This window comes from Rhizobium sp. CB3090, from assembly GCF_029714285.1.
GTDB lineage: Bacteria > Pseudomonadota > Alphaproteobacteria > Rhizobiales > Rhizobiaceae > Rhizobium.
In genome coordinates, this window is the sequence record NZ_CP121662.1 from 3,369,670 (window position 1) to 3,388,549 (window position 18,880).

The window sequence follows — 18,880 nt, forward strand, 5'->3', positions numbered from 1 at the left end:
ACCATGAATCACATACGCTGCCCGCTGCTCTCTCCCCAAGCAGATGCCAGGATACGAAGCCAATTCTCCCTGCATAGTTTCACAAGATCGGCTTCAGCATAACCAACGTTCCTGAGGGCAGCAATCAGCTTTTGATTGCCCGCAGCATCCCCGATCTCCTGCGGAATCGTCGCCCCGTCGAAGTCCGATCCGAGACCGACGCAATCGATGCCGACGCGGCTGACGAGGTGATCGACATGGCGGACCATCGCCTCCATCGGCGTATTGGCATCCGAGCGGCCGTCCTCGCGCAGCATGGCCGTCGCATAGTTCAGGCCGACGATACCATGGCTTTCCTTGATGGCGTCGAGTTGTCTGTCGGTCAGATTGCGAGCGACGGGGGTCAGCGTATGCGCATTGGAATGGCTGGCGACCAGCGGCTGGTCCGATGTCTTCGCGACATCCCAGAAGCCTTTCTCGGTGATATGGGCAAGGTCGATGACGATGCCGAGCCGGTTGCATTCGCGCACAAGCGCAAAACCCGCATCCGTCAGGCCCGGCCCGGTATCCGGCGACCTCGGATAGGCAAAGGGTACGCCATGGGCAAAGACATTGTTACGGCTCCAGACGGGGCCGAGCGAGCGCAGGCCGGCCGCATAGAAGGTTTCGAGCGCGACGAGGTCGGCGTCGATGGCCTCGCAGCCTTCCATGTGCATCACTGCAGCGAAGACGCCCTTTTCCATGCAGTCGCGGATTTCCGCGGTTGAGCGGCAAAGCTTCCAGGCGCCGGCGCGATCGAGCTTGAGGGCGATCGCCGCCATTTCGAGCGCGATATCGAGCGACGGCCCCCGTTCCAGCGGCGGCGAGAGCGGCGTCGCATAATGGCCGCTGCGGTCGGGATCGGCGAAGACGAGATTTCCAGAGGGGATATAGATGGCGCAGAGGCCACCGGCCAGCCCGCCCGCTTTGGCACGGGGCGCATCGATATGGCCGGTCGATACCCCATCTCTGAATTCAGCGACCGGATCGGCTCCTTCGCGGGCATGATTCCAGAGTCTCAGCAGAACGTCGTTATGGCCATCAAATACGGATTGCATTGTCTATCCTGGATAGTGTGCTCCGAGGAGCAACGGGAAAGCGGCCAGAATAGAAAAGATGGCGGGATTCGCCATAGCTAAATAAAAAAAATCTTCATTAGCATAGAATGCCGCAGCGCACGAAAAAGGCGGGAGCAAAACCCCCGCCTCGAGATATCAGATGAAACCCGGCCGTTTCAGTGTTTGGCCCGCTTTTTCTGACGGTAGACGTCGATTGCGACAGCAGCGACGATGATGATGCCCTTGGCTATCTCCTGGTAGTAGGCGTCGACGTTCAGGAAGGTAAAGCCCGAGATCATCACACCGAGAATGACGGTACCGATGATCGTGCCGGTGATGCGTCCGACGCCGCCGGTGAGCGAGGTACCGCCGATGACGGCGGCGGCAATCGCATCCAGCTCATATGTCACGCCCATGCCGGCCTGGGCCGTCTGGACGCGGGCGGCGGTGATGATGCCGGCAAGACCGGCGAGCAGACCGGCAATCGCGTAGACCTTGACCAGATGCGCCTCGACATTGATGCCCGAAACGCGCGCCGCCTGCACATTGGCGCCGATCGCATAGGTGAATTTGCCGTAGCGCGTGTAGCGCAGCACGACATGGAAGACCAATGCGACGAGCAGGAAGACGATGACGGGCCAGATACCGGTACCGATGAAATTGAACTGATCGGTGAGGCCGGAGACCGGTTGCCCCTTCGTATATAATTTCGAAAGGCCGCGGGCGGAAACCATCATGCCGAGCGTTGCGATGAACGGCGGAATCTTGGTTTTCGTGATGAGCTGGCCGTTGACATAACCGGCGACAAGGCCAATCAGCAGGCCGACGCCGATCGGAACGAAGAAAGGCATGTCGGTCAGCGCTGGATAAAGCGCCCGCGCCCAGGTCGAGGATTGTGCGAAGCTCGCCGCCACCATGGCAGTCAACCCGACGACGGAGCCCGACGAAAGGTCGATGCCGCCGGTGATGATGACCTGGGTCACCCCGACCGCGATGATGCCGATGACGGAAACCTGCAGGATCATGATCTTCAGGCGCTGCACGTTGAGCAAGAAGCTCTGGCCGACGAAAATCCAGCCGAGGATTTCGCAGACGAGCGCAATGCCGATCAGCACGAGGAAGATGCCGAGTTCCGGCGGCACGCGGCGGCGCCTGGGACGCGTCACTGACGGTACGGTCGCCTCTGCAACTTTGCTAACCATGGTTCAATCCTCCTTTGCGACGGCCGGCCCGATCATTGCGCCGCCAGCTCCATCACCTTGACTTGGGTTGCATCCGCACGATCGAGAAAACCGGTCACCCGTCCCTCATGCATCACCATGATGCGGTCGCTCATGCCGAGCACTTCGGGCATCTCCGAGGAGATCATGATGATGGCGACGCCATCGCGCGCCATTTCCGTGACCAGGCGGTGTATTTCCGCCTTGGCGCCGACATCGATGCCACGCGTTGGCTCGTCCAGAATCAGAATACGCGGATTGGTGAGCAACCAACGGCCGATCAGCACTTTCTGCTGATTGCCGCCGGATAGATTTTCGACACGCTCGTCGAGATTCGGTGTCTTCACGCGCAGCTTGCGCGCCATATCTTCGCAAGTCTCCTCGATCGAGCCCTCCTGCACGAAACCGGCCCGCACGAACTTGTCGTGCAGCACGGCGACCTGCATGTTCTCAAGGACGCTGAGGATCAGCAGACAGCCGGTATCCTTCCGATCTTCCGTCAGGAACGCCATGCCGTGCCGGATCGCCACCGCTGGCGAGGAGATATCGGCCTTCTTGCCGAAAAGCTCGATCGTTCCGGACGAGGCCGGAGTCACGCCGAACAGCGTCTCGGCGACATTCGAACGGCCGGAGCCGACGAGACCAGCGACCCCGAGGATTTCACCGGCCTTCACATCGAAGGAAACATCCGAGAAGACGCCGTCCAGAGTGAGCCCCTTGACGGAAAGGACCGTATCGCCGATCGGCACCTCCTCTTTCGGGAACATCTGGGTGATTTCGCGGCCGACCATCATGCGGATGATGTCGTCGCGGGTGACATCGGTGGACAAGTGCGTGCCGATGTATTTTCCGTCGCGGAACACCGAGAATTCATCGGCGATCTCGAACAGCTCGTTCATCTTGTGGGTAATGTAGACGATGCCGATGCCCTGCTCGCGCAGATCGCGGATGATCTCGAAGAGATGCGCCACCTCGCGTTCCGTCAGCGCCGAGGTCGGCTCGTCCATGATCAGCACGTCGGAATTATAGGAGACCGCTTTGGCGATTTCGACCATCTGGCGGTTGGCGACCGAAAGATCCCGCACCTGAATTTCCGGATCGATGGTGATGTTCAGCCGTTGAAAGAGTTCCTCGGTCTTCCGGTTCATCTCCGCATGATCGACGAAGCCGAGGCGGTTCTTGGGCTCGCGACGGATCCAGATATTCTCGGCGACGGTCATGAACGGCATCAGGTTCAACTCCTGATGGATCATTGCGATGCCGTTCTCCAGCGCATCCAGCGGCGATTTCAGGCGGATCTCGACGCCCTTCAGGCGCACTTCGCCCTGATCCGGTATATAGATGCCGGCCAGAATCTTCATCAGCGTCGACTTGCCGGCGCCGTTTTCGCCCATCAGCGCATGCACGGTGCCGCGCTTCAGACGGAAGGAAACATCATCGAGGGCCAGCACACCCGGAAATTCCTTGCGGATACCTTCGGCACTCAGCAGATAGGTGGCATTGGGGACCGCGCCGCTGGCGCGCACCGCAGCCATGGTGGATGGGCTCACAACCATCTTTTCCCTCCCGGGAGCTGTCGGAATTTGGGGATGCGGGCTGTAACGCCCGCATCCGTCGCTAACAGCGCTGTTAGTTCTTCTTGACGAAGTCCTTGACGTTCGCAGGCGTCACGAGCTGGAAGGGAATATAGACCTTCTTGTCGACCTTATCACCCTTGGCAAGCTTCAGAGCAGCATCCACCGCCCCCTTGCCCTGACCGGCGGCGTCCTGGAAAACGGTGACGTCGAGGTCGCCTGCCTGCATGGCTGCCAAGGCATCCTGCGTCGCGTCGACACCGCCGATGACGACCTTATCCATCGACTTTCCGGCTGCCTTCAGCGCCTGAATGGCACCGATCGCCATTTCGTCATTGTTGGAGATGACGGCATCGAATTCCAAACCGCTGGAGAGCCAGTTGGTCATCAGGTCGGCGCCCTGGGTGCGCTGCCAGTTGGCGGTCTGTTCCTGAACGATCTGGATGCCCTTGCATTCATCGGTGGCGAGAACGTCATGCACGTCCTTGGTGCGCATGCGGGCTGCCTGGTTCGACAGTTCGCCCATCATGACGACGGCCTTGCCCTTGCCCTTCAGCAGACGGCATACTTCCTTGGTTTCCAAGGTGCCGGATTCCTGCTCGTTGGAAGCAACGAAGGCCTGCTTGTCCGGCAGGCTGTCGACGTTTGCCGGTTCGCGATTGACGTAGATCAACGGAATTTTTGCATCCGCCGCCAGCTTCGACATGGCGGCCGTGGCATCCGTATCGACGGGATTGACGATAATGGCGTCGACGTGGCTGGCGATGAAGTTCTGGATCTGGCTCTGCTGCTTGGCGATATCGTTCTGAGCGTCTTCGACCTGCAGCGTTACGCCCTTCATGGTCTTGGCATAGTCCTGCATGCCGTTGCGCAGAACGGTCAGGAAGTTGTCGTCGAACAGCGCCATCGACACACCGATGGTCTGGGCATGGGCCGCAGTCGACAGCATAAGTGCCATCGCGGAGCCCAGAATGAGTTTTCTCATGATTTTTCCTCCAACTACGGTGTCCGGCTACACCCCTCCTTAACGCCGGAGCCCCCCGGTCTCCACCGTAGGGCCATCAAATATGAGCTGCCATCTCCCTAACGGCAACCCAAAAAACGGAACAAACAAACCGTAAAATTCCATCTGCGGAATATTTATTCCATTTTTCGGTAAGAACGTCAACACTATTTTGTAGCTGCGATCACGGAACTGGCGATTGAAGCGCAGCCGGTAATTTTCGGTCGAAAAGGGCTGTAAAAGACGAGGATCGAGCTTACATGTGAGCCGTCCAATCCGATGGAACACACATTCCATTGACATTCTGCATGACGTAAAATTCCGCTGATATCAGGCCGAAACCACTTCACCGGCCGACCATGGAGAACCAACATGCCCTCGATGTACCGCTTCTCGGTCCCCGTCTTTCAACGCGGCCTCGCAAATCTTTCGACCTATCTCGACAAGATCGAGGCTTATGCGGCGGAAAACGGCACCGATCCGAACGACCTTGTCGGCGCACGCCTCATTGACGACATGCTGCCGCTCTCCGGCCAGTTTCAGCGCGCCACCGACAGCGCCAAGCTCGCGATCGTCCGGCTGACCGGCATCGACGCGCCGCGCTTCGAGGACAACGAGACCACCATTGCCGAGCTGCGCGAACGCCTGAAGAAGACGGAGGATTTCCTGGCGACAGTGACGCCGGAGACGATGGAAGGCAGCGAAAACCGGGAGGTGACGATTACGCCCGGCGGTAACAAGATCGTGTTCAGCGGCGAGAACTATCTCGCAAGCTTTGCCCTGCCGAACTTCTTCTTCCACGTCACGACCGCGCACGACATTCTGCGCAGCCGCGGGCTCCCGGTCGGCAAGATGACCTATCTCGGCTCGTTTTCCTGATAGCCTGCTATGTAAATCTGATCAGGGCCGGCGCGAGACCGGCCCTTTTTCCGTCAGTTCGGTATAGGCGAGCGTCTGATCGAGGTGCCGCGCCCTGAGCGACAGCATCTTTTCGGCATAGGCAAGCCGGGTCGCGACATAATTCGGGTTGTCGGCGAGATTGGTGAGCTCCATCGGATCATTCGCCAAATCGAACAACAAGGGCGGCAGTCCGGCGAAGTGGACGTATTTGAATCGTTCGTCCCGGATGACAGCGAGATTGCACGCATTCGACCTCAGGCCGAAATGCCGTTCCGCCTCGCCCTTGGCGATATCGCGGAAATCGAACTCCCAGAAAGCCGCGTCACGCCAGTCCTCCGGCTCCGCACCCTCGACAAAGGGCAGAAGCGTTTCGCCGTCCAGATGATTGTCGGGCGTGAGGCTCAGGCGATCGCAAAGGGTCGGGAAAATATCGGCGGCGCTGGTGAAGCGCTCCACCTGCCGGCCTGCGCCGGCAGGCTGCCCCGGATCGCGAATGACCAGCGGGATATGATAGCTGCCGTCGAAAAAGCCGCCCTTGCCGAGCATCCAGTGATCGCCCATCATTTCCGCATGGTCCGATGTGAACACGATCACAGTATCGTCCCAGGCATCCGCATCCCTCAGTGCCCGCCAGATCCGCCCGAGCTGCGCGTCCACTTCGGCAATCATGCCGTAATAGGTGGCGCGGATTGCCGACAGATCTTCAGCCGTCCAGTCGCTCATTGGCCCCTCGCCGCCATGGATGAATCCACTCTTGCCGATCAGCGGCATGGCGAAGGCGAGAAGGGGGTGCACCGCCTGCTCCACTTCGCGGTCGGCAGCGCGCGCAAAAGCCGGCCCATCGCTCGGGGCAAACATGCGGTTATAGGGTTCTGGCACCGAAAACGGCGGATGCGGCCTGAGGAAAGAGACATGGGCGAACCAGGGCTCCTCCTGTTCGCCAAGCCAGCGAATGAATTCGCCGGCGAGAAAAGCCGTCTGCGTCTCATCCTTCGAATAGGCCGGCGCGGCATTGGAGATCTCACCGGGCTTTGCGCCGACGGGAATGTGGATATCGCGGCTCGTCGCACCCTGATGGCCACGCGAGCGCAGCCAGGAGAGCCATTGCTTCTCGTGCTCCGGCAGAAGCTGACGCACGCTGAATCCGGGAAGCACGCCCTCATAAGTCGTTAGATGCGGATCGTTCGGGTCCATGCCGCGCGGATCGGGCCCCGTATCGGTATAGCCGAACAAGGTCGGATCGTAGCCGGCACGCCGGGCGGCAAGCGCCAGATTGTCGAAACGGGCATCCAGCGGCGACCCATTGCGGCAGACGCGGTGGTTCATCTGATAAAGGCCGGTGTAAAGCGTCGCCCGCGCCGGCGAGCAGGGTGCCGCGCCGGCGAAATGCCGGCGGAACAACACACCATCACGCGCCAGAGCATCGATATTGGGCGTTTTCACGCAGGGGTGACCGACAGCGGAGAGACAATCGCCCCGCCATTGATCGGCCGATATCAAGAGCACGTTCGGGCGCTTGCCCGAACCACGCCGCTCAATGCTGGTTGGATTTGGCATGCCAATTCCAGGCGGATTCGATAATACGCGAGAGATCATATTTCGGCGACCAGCCGAGAACATCGCGGGCCTTATCGTTATTGGCAACCAGCGTGGTCGAATCGCCCTCGCGGCGGCCGACATATTCGACGGGGAAAGGCCGGTTCGACACCGTCTCGATCGTCGACAGCAATTCCTTGACCGTCGTGCCCGTACCAGTGCCGAGATTGAGCGCCACTGACTCGCCGCCCCGCAGCAGATATTCCACCGCCCGGACATGCGCATCCGCAAGGTCGAGGACGTGGATATAGTCGCGCACGCAGGTACCGTCGCGCGTGTCGTAGTCGCTGCCGAACACCTTGAAGCCCTGACGACGGCCAAGCGCCGCATCGATCGCCAACGGGATGGCATGGGTCTCCGGCGTATGCCACTCACCGATGCGCCCGTCGAAATCGGCGCCGGCCGCATTGAAATAGCGCAGCACCACGGAGCGCAGACCCTTGTATTGATCATAATCGGCAAGCGCCTGCTCGACGATATATTTGGTGCGGCCATAGGGATTGATCGGTACCTGCCGGTGGCTCTCATCCAGCGGCACGCTCTGCGGCAGGCCATAGGTCGCGCAGGTGGAGGAAAATACGAAGGCGTTGACGCCGGCTGCCTGCGCCGCCGATAGCAGCGTCAGCGTGCCGATGACGTTGTTCTCATAGAAGGAGACGGGATCCTTGACCGATTCGCCGACCTCGATCAGCGCCGCGAAATGCAGGATGGCGGCCGGCTTGTATTTCGCCAGGACTTCATCGAGCCGCGCCCTGTCGCGAATATCGCCCTCTTCCGCCGGACCCCATTTGACGAATTCGCGATGACCGTTGGAAAAATTGTCGTAGACGACGGGCTGAAAGCCCTTATTCGCCAGATCCAGGCATGTATGCGAGCCGATATAACCAGCTCCCCCGACCACCAGAACCGTTTCGCCTGCCATAATCACCTCTTCTCAAAGACCGACTGCTCAAGCACGCAGCATCGTGCTCGAATCCCCGCGTAGAGTTAGAGACCTGTAGATCAGTTGCAAGACCAGAAATAGACGGAGCTTTGAAGGGCAACCTTAATGGCTATGCTCGGCTTTCCAGCGCGGCGATCTCGTCTGAGATTTCCATAATGCGTTGCCGAAGCTCCGCCTCTGTGCCGTCATCGATTTCGCCTTCGCCGAAACAATAGCGTGCTATATGCAGCTCGAGTTTGGATTCCAGCTCCGCGCGCCTGGCGTATAAAAGGGCAAGATATTTGTTCCGCATTGCAAACGACGCATCCCGGGAAATATGTCTCTGAATACTAAATGGGCTTGCGGCGAAGGGTTTCGATAGGCGGCGCCGCGACCTTTTGACCTGCCGCGGCGAGGTTGGACAGTTTATCGGCACCTATCCGCGCGCTTCCTTTTTATTCGGCCGCCTCGAAAGATGGTGGGAGTGCGACGACGCCCCCGCCGATGCGGCTATTGCAAAGCCTCCGCCTGATAGTCACATTGATCTGACTTGCACCTGAATTGACGTCTCCTGACAAAGATTTGCGCTGACACGCTGCCTGGATTCGGGCTAATTCAGGCCGATTGTTCGAGGTGGATTGTGTTGAGCGAAAAAATTGCCGTCATCGGCCTGGGTTATGTCGGATTGCCTGTCGCGATCGCCCTGGCTGAGAAATTTTCAGACGTGGTCGGCTTCGATATCAAGACCTCCCGCATCAAGGCCCTGAAAGCCGGAGAGGACGATACCCGCGAGGTTTCACCGGCACGCCTGAAGGAAAGCGGGCTCCGCATCAGCAGCGACATTCACGACCTGCAAGACCGCGACATCTTCATCGTCGCGGTTCCAACGCCAATCGATAGAAACCGCCAGCCGGATCTGAGGCCGATGATATCAGCCTCGCGCACCGTCGGTCAGGCTTTGAAGAGGGGCGGCATCGTCGTCTATGAATCGACGGTCTATCCCGGCGTGACGGAAGAGGTCTGCGGCCCCGTGCTCGCCGACGTCTCCGGCCTGCGCCAGGGCGAGGATTTTCACGTCGGCTATTCGCCCGAGCGGATCAACCCCGGCGATAAGGAACACACGTTCGAACGCATCGTGAAGGTCGTCGCCGGCGACGACGAGGAGACGCTGGAGAGGATCGCCGCCGTCTATGGTGCGGTGGTCCAGGCCGGTATTCATCGCGCGCCCAGCATCAAGGTGGCCGAGGCCGCCAAGGTGATCGAAAACACCCAGCGCGACCTTAACATCGCCTTGATGAACGAGCTGTCGATCATCTTCGAGAAGATGGATATCCGCACCGCCGACGTGCTGAAAGCGGCCCGGACGAAATGGAATTTCCTGCCCTTCACGCCCGGTCTGGTCGGTGGCCACTGCATCGGCGTCGACCCCTATTATCTTACCGCCAAGGCCGAGGAGCTTGGCTACCACCCCGAAGTCATCCTCTCCGGCCGCCGCATCAATGACGGCATGGGCGCCTTCATCGCCCAGAAACTCATCAAGATGCTGGTAGCGGCGCAAAAGCCGATCAACGGCGCCCGGATCGGCATCTTCGGCCTGACCTTCAAGGAAAACGTCCCCGACCTGCGCAACAGCCGCGTGCCCGACATCATCCGCGAACTGCATCAATTCGGCCTCGAACCGCTGGTGCACGACCCCATGGCCAGCCATCACGAGGCGGAAGAGGAATACGGCGTGCGGCTGGCGGCGCTCGAAGATTTCGGCGAGCTCGACGCCCTCGTCCTTGCCGTACCGCACAAGTCTTACCTGACCGACGGGGCCGCGCAGATCCTTGATCTGCTCGGCGAGAACGGCGTGGTGGTCGACGTGAAGGCCGCGCTGGAGCAGAGCAACCCGCTACTCAAGGGGCATGCTGTCTGGAGCCTGTGAGGGACGATCAGCGATCCTGCACGGATGCCGCAACCGTCAGCCGCAGACCGTCTTCGACCGAAAAAGGCGGCGACCAGCCGGTGATCGTCGTCGTCTCGCCGATATCGACCTGCAGCGACCCAAAGAGACGTTGCGCCGCCGCACGACGGCCAAGCAGCGCCGCGAGTCCTTCCAAAAGGCGCGGCGGTACAGGCAGCAGCAGCGCTCTGCGCCCCATTGCCGAAGAGAGCTTGCCGATCAATTCGCCGATGGAAAGATCCGCGCCATCGCTGATCAGAAACACGCGATTTCCCGCATCGGGATGGCGCACGCAGAGCAGAATGAAATCGACGAGATTGCCGACGAAAACTAGGGATCTCCGGTTGGCGACCAGACCGAAAGGCCAAGGAAGCGGCCGCCTGGCCCATTTCATCAAACTCGCGAAATTCGCCTTTACCCCGGGGCCATAGACAAGAGGCGGGCGGATGATCACGACATCCATGCCCGTTTCCTTGCCTATGGTCAGGAGCGCCGCCTCCGCCTCCCGCTTCGACTGCCCATAGGGGTCCTCCGGATGCGGCTTATCCGACGCGGTAAACGGCTTGCCGAGTTCGGTCGCCTCGCCATTGACCTTGATCGAGCTTAAGAAAATGAAGCGCTTCACACCGGCCTTCGCCGCCTGCCTCGCCAGATTGACCGCGGCGTCGACATTGGCGGCGCGAAAGGCGGCAAGCGGATCGGCGGAGGTGTTATTCATGACATGGACCCGCGCCGCCAGATGCACGACCGTTTCGACGCCTGCGAGCGCGCCAGCCCAATCCGTCCCGTCATTGATGTTACCTATGGCGAAGAAGCCCGGCTTCGGCGCACGGCTGATCGGTCGATAAGCCAAATGTCGCCGCGAAAGCTCGGCGCAAAGCGCCTGCCCGACAAAACCCGTCGCGCCTGTGACCAGGATCATGCGTCTGCCACCCTTGTTCTACCCGGTTTTCGTTGCCGCCATGCTTTGCACATTCCCTCCACCGGGAACAAGCCCGGCAAAATTCATGGATAGGGCGATTGTGAACAAGTCCATGATGTGAGATGCACTCCGCACAAAGCCGTCATCGGCTCAACCACACACGAGCCCGGCAGAACCACTAGAAACGATGCCCTATACGATCGCCAAGCGCCTTTTCGACTTCCTTGCCGCCCTCGGCGCAACCGTGGTCTTTTCCATCCCGATCCTGATCGTCGCCGTCGCCGTGCGGCTGACCTCCCCCGGCCCCGTTCTCTACTGGTCGGACCGTGTCGGCCGTGGAAACAGGATTTTCCGCATGCCGAAATTTCGTAGCATGCGGACCGACACGCCGGCGGTCGCGACCCATCTCCTGAAGGACGCCAACGCCTATCTGACCCCGATCGGTTCCTTCCTGCGCAAATCCAGCCTGGATGAGCTGCCGCAGCTCTGGTGCATCCTGAAGGGCGAGATGAGCATCGTCGGCCCTCGCCCGGCCCTCTTCAACCAGCATGATCTGATTGCGCTGCGCACCGAGCGCGGCGTCGACGCACTGCCGCCGGGCCTGACCGGCTGGGCGCAAGTCAACGGCCGCGATGAGCTGCCGATCCCGCAGAAAGTGGCGTTGGACGAAGACTATCTACGCCGGCGCTCGTTTCTCTTCGACCTCAAGATCATCGTTCTGACGGTGTTGAAAGTTGTGCGCAGCGACGGCGTAACGCATTAGCAGGGCGGCGATATCATAAGATTTTGATATCATAAACAGACCACATGAATTGCCCGCCACCAAAATGCCGTATTCCTGCCGGCTTGCGACCTTACTGCCAACGGACACCTGCTGGCTGAAATACGAAGAAGGGCGGACGCAATATTGGCTCAGTTGCAGACGAATAAACCACCCATCGATCTTGCGCCTGGAAACAACGCCGGCGAACTCGTGCCTGTCGTCCTGCCGCAGCGCCTGATCATCTTTGGTAGCCTCCTGTGGCTCGTGGTCGTATCGCCGCTCTTCGTCGAAAGCGCCGCCTACCGTTATGTCGCGCCCTTCCTTGCCCTCATAGCCCTGCACTATTACCGGAAGGCGCCGGTACGCCCGCGTACCGACTGGCTCGGTTGGCTCTGCATGGGCTGGGGCACCTACGTTCTTGTCCGCTTCGTCGCCATCTTCCTGATGACGCCGGAGCATTCGATCGGGGCATCCGATTGGCTCTATGCCTATCCCTTCTTCTTTCCGATCCTCGGCGTCGCCTTTTTGCTCTACGAACCGGTGCTGGAAAAAATCGTCGCCGCAGTTTTCGCCTTCGCGCTGATCATGTTGATCGCCACGCAGCATTTCCGCGACGTCTTTGCCGGCGAAACGGTGCGCCCGCTGATCATGAATAACCAGATTCACGGAGCGGTCGCCTGCGGGATGATCCTGATCTTCACCGCTTTCTGGCTGCTGCACTATCTGACGGACAAATCCAGCGATCGGTCGATTGCCCGCTTCGCCTATATCGTCTCGCCATTGATTGCCATTCTCTGTCTGATCGCCATCTACGGCGCAAAATCGAAAGGCGTCTGGCTGGCGCTCGCCGCCACGCTGCCAGTGCTGGGGCTGGTGACCTTGACCTATCTGCGCTTGAAAACCGGCCTTATCGTCGTCGCCTGCGCCGCGGTGCTTCTGCTGGGCGGCGCCTATGCAGTGCGGCACAATATTGAAAAGACCGCTGGCCCGACCGTCTCTTCCACCATCGAGATGATCGACAACATCACCAAAAGCCGCGATCTCAGTGATGCCGTGTCAAGCACGATCACTTCCGATACCACGCCCTTTTCCATGGACGCCCGGCTCCAGCTCTGGTCGAATGGCTGGGAACTGTTCTCCTCCGCGCCCATCTTCGGATGGGGCGGCGAATGGGTGGAGCGCTGGAAGCATACGCGCTATGCCGACGTCCAATATACGCTGCTGCACGACGGCTATCTCGAAATGCTGGTGCGCCACGGCCTGTTCGGCGGCCTTGTCATGGCGCTCATTCTCGCCGCGCTCATCGTCAACGTCTGGCGTGCCCGTAAAGCCGGCCTCATACCGCGCACTGCCTGGCATGCCTATGCCGTCTGCCTGTTCTTCTTTGCGCTGACGCTGCTCAGCAACTCTAACAACCGCCTTGCGATCGGCGAAAGCCTTGCGCTGACAAGCTCCGCTTTCGCTTGCTGGTGCGGCATGCGCTTGAGAGGGGAACGCTTGTTGATGCCGGCGAAGAAACCACAGGCAGAGGCTGTCGGCGCCTGATCACGAACGGTCAGCGCGGCAATCTTGCGATCGACATTTCCTTTAGGGCTTTCCTTCGCTTGCGCCAGAAGGCATTCGACTATGCAGGCTCTTATAGAGCGTGGCATAGGCATTCCCCATCCGCTCTGCGGTAAAGCACTCTTCATATCGCAGGCGAGCCGCTTTGCCTAAGGATGCTGCCGTCTCGCCATCGGCGACGAGACGTCCCATTGCGTCCGCAAGCGCCGCTGGCTTGTTTGATTGCACGACATAGCCCGTTTTTCCGTCTTGGTTGACGAAACTGGTGCCTGTACCGATTTCACAGGAAATCATCGGTTTACCGAACATCGCGGCCTCGACCAGCGAAAGGCCGAATGCTTCCGAGCGAAGATTGGACGGAAATACGAACCCTGTGCACAATTCGAGAAGAGCAGCCTTATCCGCATCCGGCAGCGCCCCCAGAAAGGCGACGTTTCCGAGACCGTGCTGCTGCGCATAATTCTTCAATGATGCTTCCATCGGACCTTCGCCGACGATGACGATATCGCTGGCCGTCTGCCGTGCCGCTTCGAGAAGGACATGAACGCCCTTGTAATAGCGTAGCACGCCGACAAAGAGGAAAAACGGTTTGGGAAACCGCGCGCGCCAACGCACTCTATCCTCTTCTTTTGACTTCCGATAATCCGCCTCGTCCAGACCGAGCGGGATGACGGTGGTCTTGTCCCGGTAGCGCTGCAAGACGTCGCTCGTCGCCAGATAATTCGGCGACGTGGCCACGATCGCGCCGACGCTTGCCAGGAAACGGTGCATGACCGGCTCGTAGAGCTTCAACAGAAACTTCTGCTTCACAATGTCGGAATGGTAGGTGACGATGGTCGGCTTGCCGGGTGGGGCAGCAAGATGGACGATATCCATCATCGGCCATGGAAAATGATAGTGGACGACATCAGCCTTCCGGCTCAGCTCCCGAAAACGGCCGAATGTCTCGCGCGAAAAGCCGGTGGAGGCAAATTCCAAATCGAGCTTCGCCTTGTAAGCCATATGGCCGTCGAATTCGACGGTGCCTTTCTCGGGCGTCTTGCTGAGCGAGAGGACATCGGACTGTATGTCGTGTCCTGCGACGCCTTTGACGATCGCATGGATTGTCCGCTCGATCCCGCCGAAAGTATCCGGCCAATATGTCTTGAAAAAATGTAGAACGCGCATGTCACTCCTGTAGCGAGAGAAGCTGCGCAGGTCCATAATCGGCATCGCACGAAGAGCCGGAGTCGGAATGCAGGATCAATCGAAGATCTCGGCATCCGCCAGCAATGGTTGCCGCTGATCCTTAGCGGAAAACGTCAGGGGGCCGACCGTTTTCCAGTCGATTGCGAGCGTCGGATCGTCCCAACGAATGCCGCGGTCGCTCTCCGGCGCATAATAATCGGTGGTCTTGTAGAGGAATTCGACACGGTCGCTCAGCGTCAGAAATCCATGCGCAAACCCTTCCGGAATCCAAAGCTGACGCTTGTTTTCCTCCGACAGAAGGACACCGACCCACTGGCCGAAAGTTGGAGAAGACCTTCTGATGTCGACCGCGACATCATACACCTCTCCGATGACGACCCGGACGAGCTTGGCCTGAACACGTGGCGGCAACTGATAATGCAGGCCGCGCAGGACGCCTTTCCCCGACCGGCTATGATTGTCCTGCACGAATGTCGCGCTTCGCCCGATCGCCGCCTCGAATTTGACCCGGCTGAAGCTCTCGAAGAAAAAACCCCGATCGTCGGCAAACACCGCGGGTTCGATGATCTTCACGTCCGGTATGGCGGTATCGATGGCTTTCATCTGTGTTTCCTGCTTCACTCAACCAGTGCCGGAGTGATCTGCGGACGCTCGGCATCGCCAGGCACGTTGTCAAAATACCCGCTCACGCAGAATCCCGAGAAGATACTGTCCATATGCGTTCTTCTTCAACGGATCGGCCAGGGCCTCGACCTGGGAAGTGTCGATCCAACCGCTCCGATAGGCGATTTCCTCTGGGCAGGCGACCTTCAGGCCCTGCCGGCTCTCGATGGTGGCGATATAATGGCTCGCCTCCAGCATGGATTCATGCGTGCCCGTGTCGAGCCAGGCATAGCCCCGGCCCATCGTCTGGACATCGAGCTGCCCTGCCCTGAGGTAGTGCGCGTTGACATCGGTTATTTCCAGTTCGCCGCGCGGTGAGGGACGTATGGATTTCGCCACGTCGACCACATCGGCACCGTAGAAATAAAGCCCTGTGACGGCGTAGTTGCTCTTGGGGGCCTTCGGCTTTTCTTCGAGGCTGATCGCACGGCCCTGAGCATCGAATTCGACCACGCCGTAACGATGCGGATCCTGCACGTGATAGGCAAAAACGGTGGCGCCGCCCTGCTTGTCGTTCGCCTGATGAAGAAGCTTGGTGAAATCGTGCCCGTAGAAGATGTTGTCTCCCAGCACCAGGGCGGAGGGGGCACCATCGAGAAACGTTTCGCCGATAAGAAACGCCTGCGCAAGACCATCCGGGCTCGGTTGAACCGCATAGTCGAGCTTGATGCCCCACTGGCTTCCGTCTTGCAACAACTGCTCGAAACGAGGCGTATCCTGCGGCGTCGAAATGATGAGGATTTCCCGAATGCCGGCCAACATCAAAGTCGTCAGCGGATAATAGATCATCGGCTTGTCGTAGATCGGCAGGAGCTGCTTGCTGACGGCAAGGGTCGCAGGATACAGGCGAGTTCCGGATCCGCCGGCGAGGATGATGCCTTTGCGTGCTTTAGTCATTGTAGAAACGTCTCGACTCAAATTCTTTGCAGCCCATCAAATTCTTTGCAGCCCATCATAGATAGACAACTGCGGCTTCAGTTTTTAAACTTCGCGCCCCTCAACTTGAGGCAAGCGAAAGCTTTTCAAGCACCTCCGTCACACCCTCTTGCCAAGCCGGAAGGCGCAGCTCGAAACTATCCGCCAATTTCGTGCAGTCCAACCTGGAATTTGGCGGCCGCTTCGCCGGTGTCGGATATTCCGCGGTCGAGATCGCCTTGAGAGCATCGAGCGTCAGAGCAAGCTTGAAGTTTCTCGCTGATGCCTCGCGGACGATATGCGCGGCATAGCCGTGCCATGACGTATTGCCCACAGCGCTTAGGTGATAGGTGCCGGAAAGATCAGGCGCATTCGAGCCACTGACGACCTCGACGATCCTGCGCGTGACATCCGCAATCAGCGCCGCCGAAGTGGGTACGCCGATCTGATCCGCGACGACGTTCAACGCGCTGCGCTCCTGCGCAAGACGCAGAATAGTCTTGAGGAAGTTATTGCCGTGATGGCCGTAAACCCAACTCGTCCGCAAGATGACATGATGTGCGCCGGCGGAGCGCACCGCCTCTTCGCCCAGCCACTTGCTTTCGCCATAGACCGACTGCGGATTGACCGGATCGCTCTCCACATAGGGATCGGCTTTCATGCCGTCGAAGACATAGTCCGTCGAATAATGTACGAGATGAGCACCATTATCGGCGGCCCAGCGCGCCAGCACGCCGGGCGCAGTCGCATTGACCGCCATCGCCTGCTCTTTTTCGCTCTCGGCGCGATCGACGGCCGTATAGGCGGCGGGATTGACGATGATCCCCGGTTTATATTCCCTGAGCGCGGAGAGAATGCTCGTCTCATCCGACAAGTTCATCTCCGCACGCGTTACGGCGATTATTTTGCCAAGGGGCGCCAGGGAACGCTGCAATTCGAAGCCGACCTGCCCATTCGCGCCGGTGATCAGAACCGCGCTCACGCCTGAACCTCATACTGCTTGCCGACCCATTCGCGGTAAGCGCCGCTGGTGACGTTCCCTACCCAATCCTGATTGGCGAGATACCATTCAATCGTCTTGCGAATGCCGGTCTCGAACGTTTCTTCAGGCTTCCAGCCCAGTTCGCGTTCGAGCTTGCGGGCGTCTATCGCATAGCGGCGATCATGACCGGGCCTGTCCTTCACGAAGGCGATCTGGTCCTTGTAGCGGCCGCCGCCGGCCTTCGGCCGCAACTCATCGAGAATGCTGCAGATCGTATGCACGACATCCAGATTGGGCTTCTCGTTCCAGCCGCCGACATTGTAGGTCTCACCGACCTTGCCGGATTGCAGCACGCGGCGGATAGCGCTGCAGTGATCCCTGACATAGAGCCAATCGCGGATCTGCTGACCGTCGCCATAGATCGGAAGGCTCTTGCCCGAAAGCGCATTCAAGATCACCAGAGGGATCAGCTTCTCTGGAAAATGATAGGGGCCGTAATTATTGCTGCAATTGGTCGTCAATACCGGCAGGCCATAGGTATGATGCCAGGCGCGCACCAGATGGTCCGACGCGGCCTTGCTTGCGGAGTAGGGGCTGTTCGGCTCGTATCGATTGAGCTCGTTGAAGGGCGCATCATCCTTGGAAAGCGTGCCGTAGACCTCGTCTGTCGAGACATGAAGGAAACGAAATGCCTGTTTCTCCTCGCTCGGCAGACCATCCCAATAGCCACGGACCGACTCGAGCAGGTTGAACGTGCCGACGACATTCGTCTGAATAAACTCACCCGGCCCATGAATGGAGCGGTCGACATGGCTTTCGGCGGCAAAGTTGATGACGGCGCGCGGCTTATGGGTGACAAGCAGGTCGCTGACCAAATCGCGGTCGCCGATGTCGCCGTGAACGAACACATGGCGACCATTACCGTTCAATTCTTTCAGCGTGCCCAGATTGCCGGCATAGGTGAGCTTGTCGAGGTTGATCACCGTTTCATCGAAGCGTTCCAACCAATCAAGAACAAAATTCCCCCCGATAAAACCGGCGCCCCCAGAAACCAATATCGTCATTTCGCTTTCAGTCTCACCTAAATTTCTTCAATACAACTTCTAATATGATCGCGGTACCCCACCGGTGATGCTGGGAAATAGTGCCGGTGAGTGCCTGACTTCTACAACGTCGACGCAGGCCTTGAAAAGCTTTTGGATGCGAATTCACTCAAAAATTGTCCCAGAGTCTTGCGATTTTCGCTCGTAAAAAGATGCGTCTGCCAAGAGGAGCGAATCGAGATTCCGCTGATCAAGAAATCATATCAGCGCTTTACGTCAGCCCGCTTGCGGCCGTTGTCCGACGTGAGCATGGGTGCGGGTAGCGTTTATGGATGGAAAGTCTATTTGACGGAGCTTAGATTGGCTGGGAAACCTGGATTCGAACCAAGATTAACGGAGTCAGAGTCCGCTGTTCTACCATTGAACTATTTCCCAACAGCCGCTGGACGATGGACGCCCCCGCGGGGAAAGCAGCGCCTCTATAATGGAATTCGCCGCGGATGCAAACACTTTAACGCCCACGAACGAGATTTTTTGAGCAAGGCGCAGCCAACCGACAAGATAGTCCCTGACCAGCGGCATTTCCAGCCATTATCGAAAAGCAG

Annotated in this window: 17 protein-coding genes and 1 tRNA gene; 4 read left to right on the forward strand and 14 right to left on the reverse strand. The window is 59.1% G+C overall.

All coding sequences use genetic code 11. The annotated features are described in order from the left end of the window. Positions 1-8: 8 nt before the first annotated feature. From QA646_RS16170 to QA646_RS16185, 4 genes are all read right to left on the reverse strand, one after another. Positions 9-1,076, reverse strand: coding sequence for a dipeptidase (locus QA646_RS16170; protein ID WP_283056427.1), 1,068 nt, complete (start codon positions 1,074-1,076; stop codon positions 9-11). A gap of 176 nt (positions 1,077-1,252) precedes the next feature. Next, on the reverse strand, positions 1,253-2,278 hold the full coding sequence (locus QA646_RS16175; protein ID WP_283056428.1) for an ABC transporter permease: 1,026 nt from the start codon (positions 2,276-2,278) through the stop codon (positions 1,253-1,255). A 32-nt stretch (positions 2,279-2,310) separates the two neighbouring features. Further along, positions 2,311-3,852 (reverse strand): sugar ABC transporter ATP-binding protein, encoded by a 1,542-nt coding sequence (locus QA646_RS16180; RefSeq protein ID WP_283056429.1) that lies wholly within the window; start codon positions 3,850-3,852, stop codon positions 2,311-2,313. A 73-nt stretch (positions 3,853-3,925) separates the two neighbouring features. Then, positions 3,926-4,855 (reverse strand): sugar ABC transporter substrate-binding protein, encoded by a 930-nt coding sequence (locus QA646_RS16185; RefSeq protein WP_283056430.1) that lies wholly within the window; start codon positions 4,853-4,855, stop codon positions 3,926-3,928. Between the two features lie 390 nt (positions 4,856-5,245). Here QA646_RS16185 and QA646_RS16190 point away from each other — a divergent pair, with 390 nt between their 5' ends. Then, entirely contained in the window at positions 5,246-5,752 is a 507-nt protein-coding gene (locus tag QA646_RS16190) for a DUF1993 domain-containing protein (protein WP_283056431.1), read from the forward strand. Positions 5,753-5,773: 21 nt separating this feature from the next. On the opposite strand, the gene QA646_RS16195 is transcribed toward QA646_RS16190, so the two are convergent. The 3 genes from QA646_RS16195 to QA646_RS16205 form a co-directional block, all read right to left on the reverse strand. Continuing rightward, positions 5,774-7,330 (reverse strand): alkaline phosphatase family protein, encoded by a 1,557-nt coding sequence (locus QA646_RS16195; RefSeq protein ID WP_283056432.1) that lies wholly within the window; start codon positions 7,328-7,330, stop codon positions 5,774-5,776. Beyond that, on the reverse strand, positions 7,308-8,291 hold the full coding sequence (gene galE / locus QA646_RS16200) for a UDP-glucose 4-epimerase GalE (RefSeq protein ID WP_283056433.1): 984 nt from the start codon (positions 8,289-8,291) through the stop codon (positions 7,308-7,310). Before galE ends, QA646_RS16195 begins: the two co-directional genes overlap by 23 nt. 130 nt (positions 8,292-8,421) lie before the next feature. Then, positions 8,422-8,604, reverse strand: coding sequence for a hypothetical protein (locus QA646_RS16205; protein WP_283056434.1), 183 nt, complete (start codon positions 8,602-8,604; stop codon positions 8,422-8,424). 327 nt (positions 8,605-8,931) lie between these two features. Here QA646_RS16205 and QA646_RS16210 point away from each other — a divergent pair, with 327 nt between their 5' ends. Then, positions 8,932-10,218, forward strand: coding sequence for a nucleotide sugar dehydrogenase (locus QA646_RS16210; protein WP_283056435.1), 1,287 nt, complete (start codon positions 8,932-8,934; stop codon positions 10,216-10,218). Positions 10,219-10,225: 7 nt separating this feature from the next. On the opposite strand, the gene QA646_RS16215 is transcribed toward QA646_RS16210, so the two are convergent. Continuing rightward, on the reverse strand, positions 10,226-11,158 hold the full coding sequence (locus QA646_RS16215) for an NAD-dependent epimerase/dehydratase family protein (protein WP_283056436.1): 933 nt from the start codon (positions 11,156-11,158) through the stop codon (positions 10,226-10,228). A 187-nt stretch (positions 11,159-11,345) separates the two neighbouring features. On the opposite strand from QA646_RS16215, the gene QA646_RS16220 reads away from it, so the two are divergent. Together QA646_RS16220 and QA646_RS16225 are read left to right on the forward strand one after the other, a co-directional pair. Then, positions 11,346-11,921, forward strand: coding sequence for a sugar transferase (locus tag QA646_RS16220; RefSeq protein ID WP_283056437.1), 576 nt, complete (start codon positions 11,346-11,348; stop codon positions 11,919-11,921). 144 nt (positions 11,922-12,065) lie between these two features. Continuing rightward, positions 12,066-13,466 carry an O-antigen ligase family protein gene (locus QA646_RS16225; protein ID WP_283056438.1) on the forward strand — a complete coding sequence of 467 codons (1,401 nt, stop codon included), beginning with the start codon at positions 12,066-12,068 and terminating at the stop codon, positions 13,464-13,466. A 42-nt stretch (positions 13,467-13,508) separates the two neighbouring features. Here the strand turns inward: QA646_RS16225 and QA646_RS16230 are convergent, their stop codons facing one another. The 6 genes from QA646_RS16230 to QA646_RS16255 form a co-directional block, all read right to left on the reverse strand. Continuing rightward, positions 13,509-14,651, reverse strand: coding sequence for a glycosyltransferase (locus tag QA646_RS16230; RefSeq protein ID WP_283056439.1), 1,143 nt, complete (start codon positions 14,649-14,651; stop codon positions 13,509-13,511). 75 nt (positions 14,652-14,726) lie between these two features. After that, positions 14,727-15,275: a dTDP-4-dehydrorhamnose 3,5-epimerase gene (rfbC, locus tag QA646_RS16235; protein WP_283056440.1), complete on the reverse strand. Its 549-nt coding sequence runs from the start codon at positions 15,273-15,275 to the stop codon at positions 14,727-14,729. A 69-nt stretch (positions 15,276-15,344) separates the two neighbouring features. Beyond that, positions 15,345-16,232, reverse strand: coding sequence for a glucose-1-phosphate thymidylyltransferase RfbA (rfbA, locus tag QA646_RS16240; RefSeq protein WP_283056441.1), 888 nt, complete (start codon positions 16,230-16,232; stop codon positions 15,345-15,347). A 100-nt stretch (positions 16,233-16,332) separates the two neighbouring features. After that, positions 16,333-17,232 carry a dTDP-4-dehydrorhamnose reductase gene (rfbD, locus tag QA646_RS16245; RefSeq protein ID WP_283056442.1) on the reverse strand — a complete coding sequence of 300 codons (900 nt, stop codon included), beginning with the start codon at positions 17,230-17,232 and terminating at the stop codon, positions 16,333-16,335. Then, a complete protein-coding gene (gene rfbB, locus QA646_RS16250; protein WP_283056443.1) occupies positions 17,229-18,296 on the reverse strand; it encodes a dTDP-glucose 4,6-dehydratase in 1,068 nt (355 codons plus the stop codon). Before rfbB ends, rfbD begins: the two co-directional genes overlap by 4 nt. A gap of 340 nt (positions 18,297-18,636) precedes the next feature. Next, positions 18,637-18,710, reverse strand: a tRNA-Gln gene (locus QA646_RS16255). Positions 18,711-18,880: the final 170 nt, after the last annotated feature.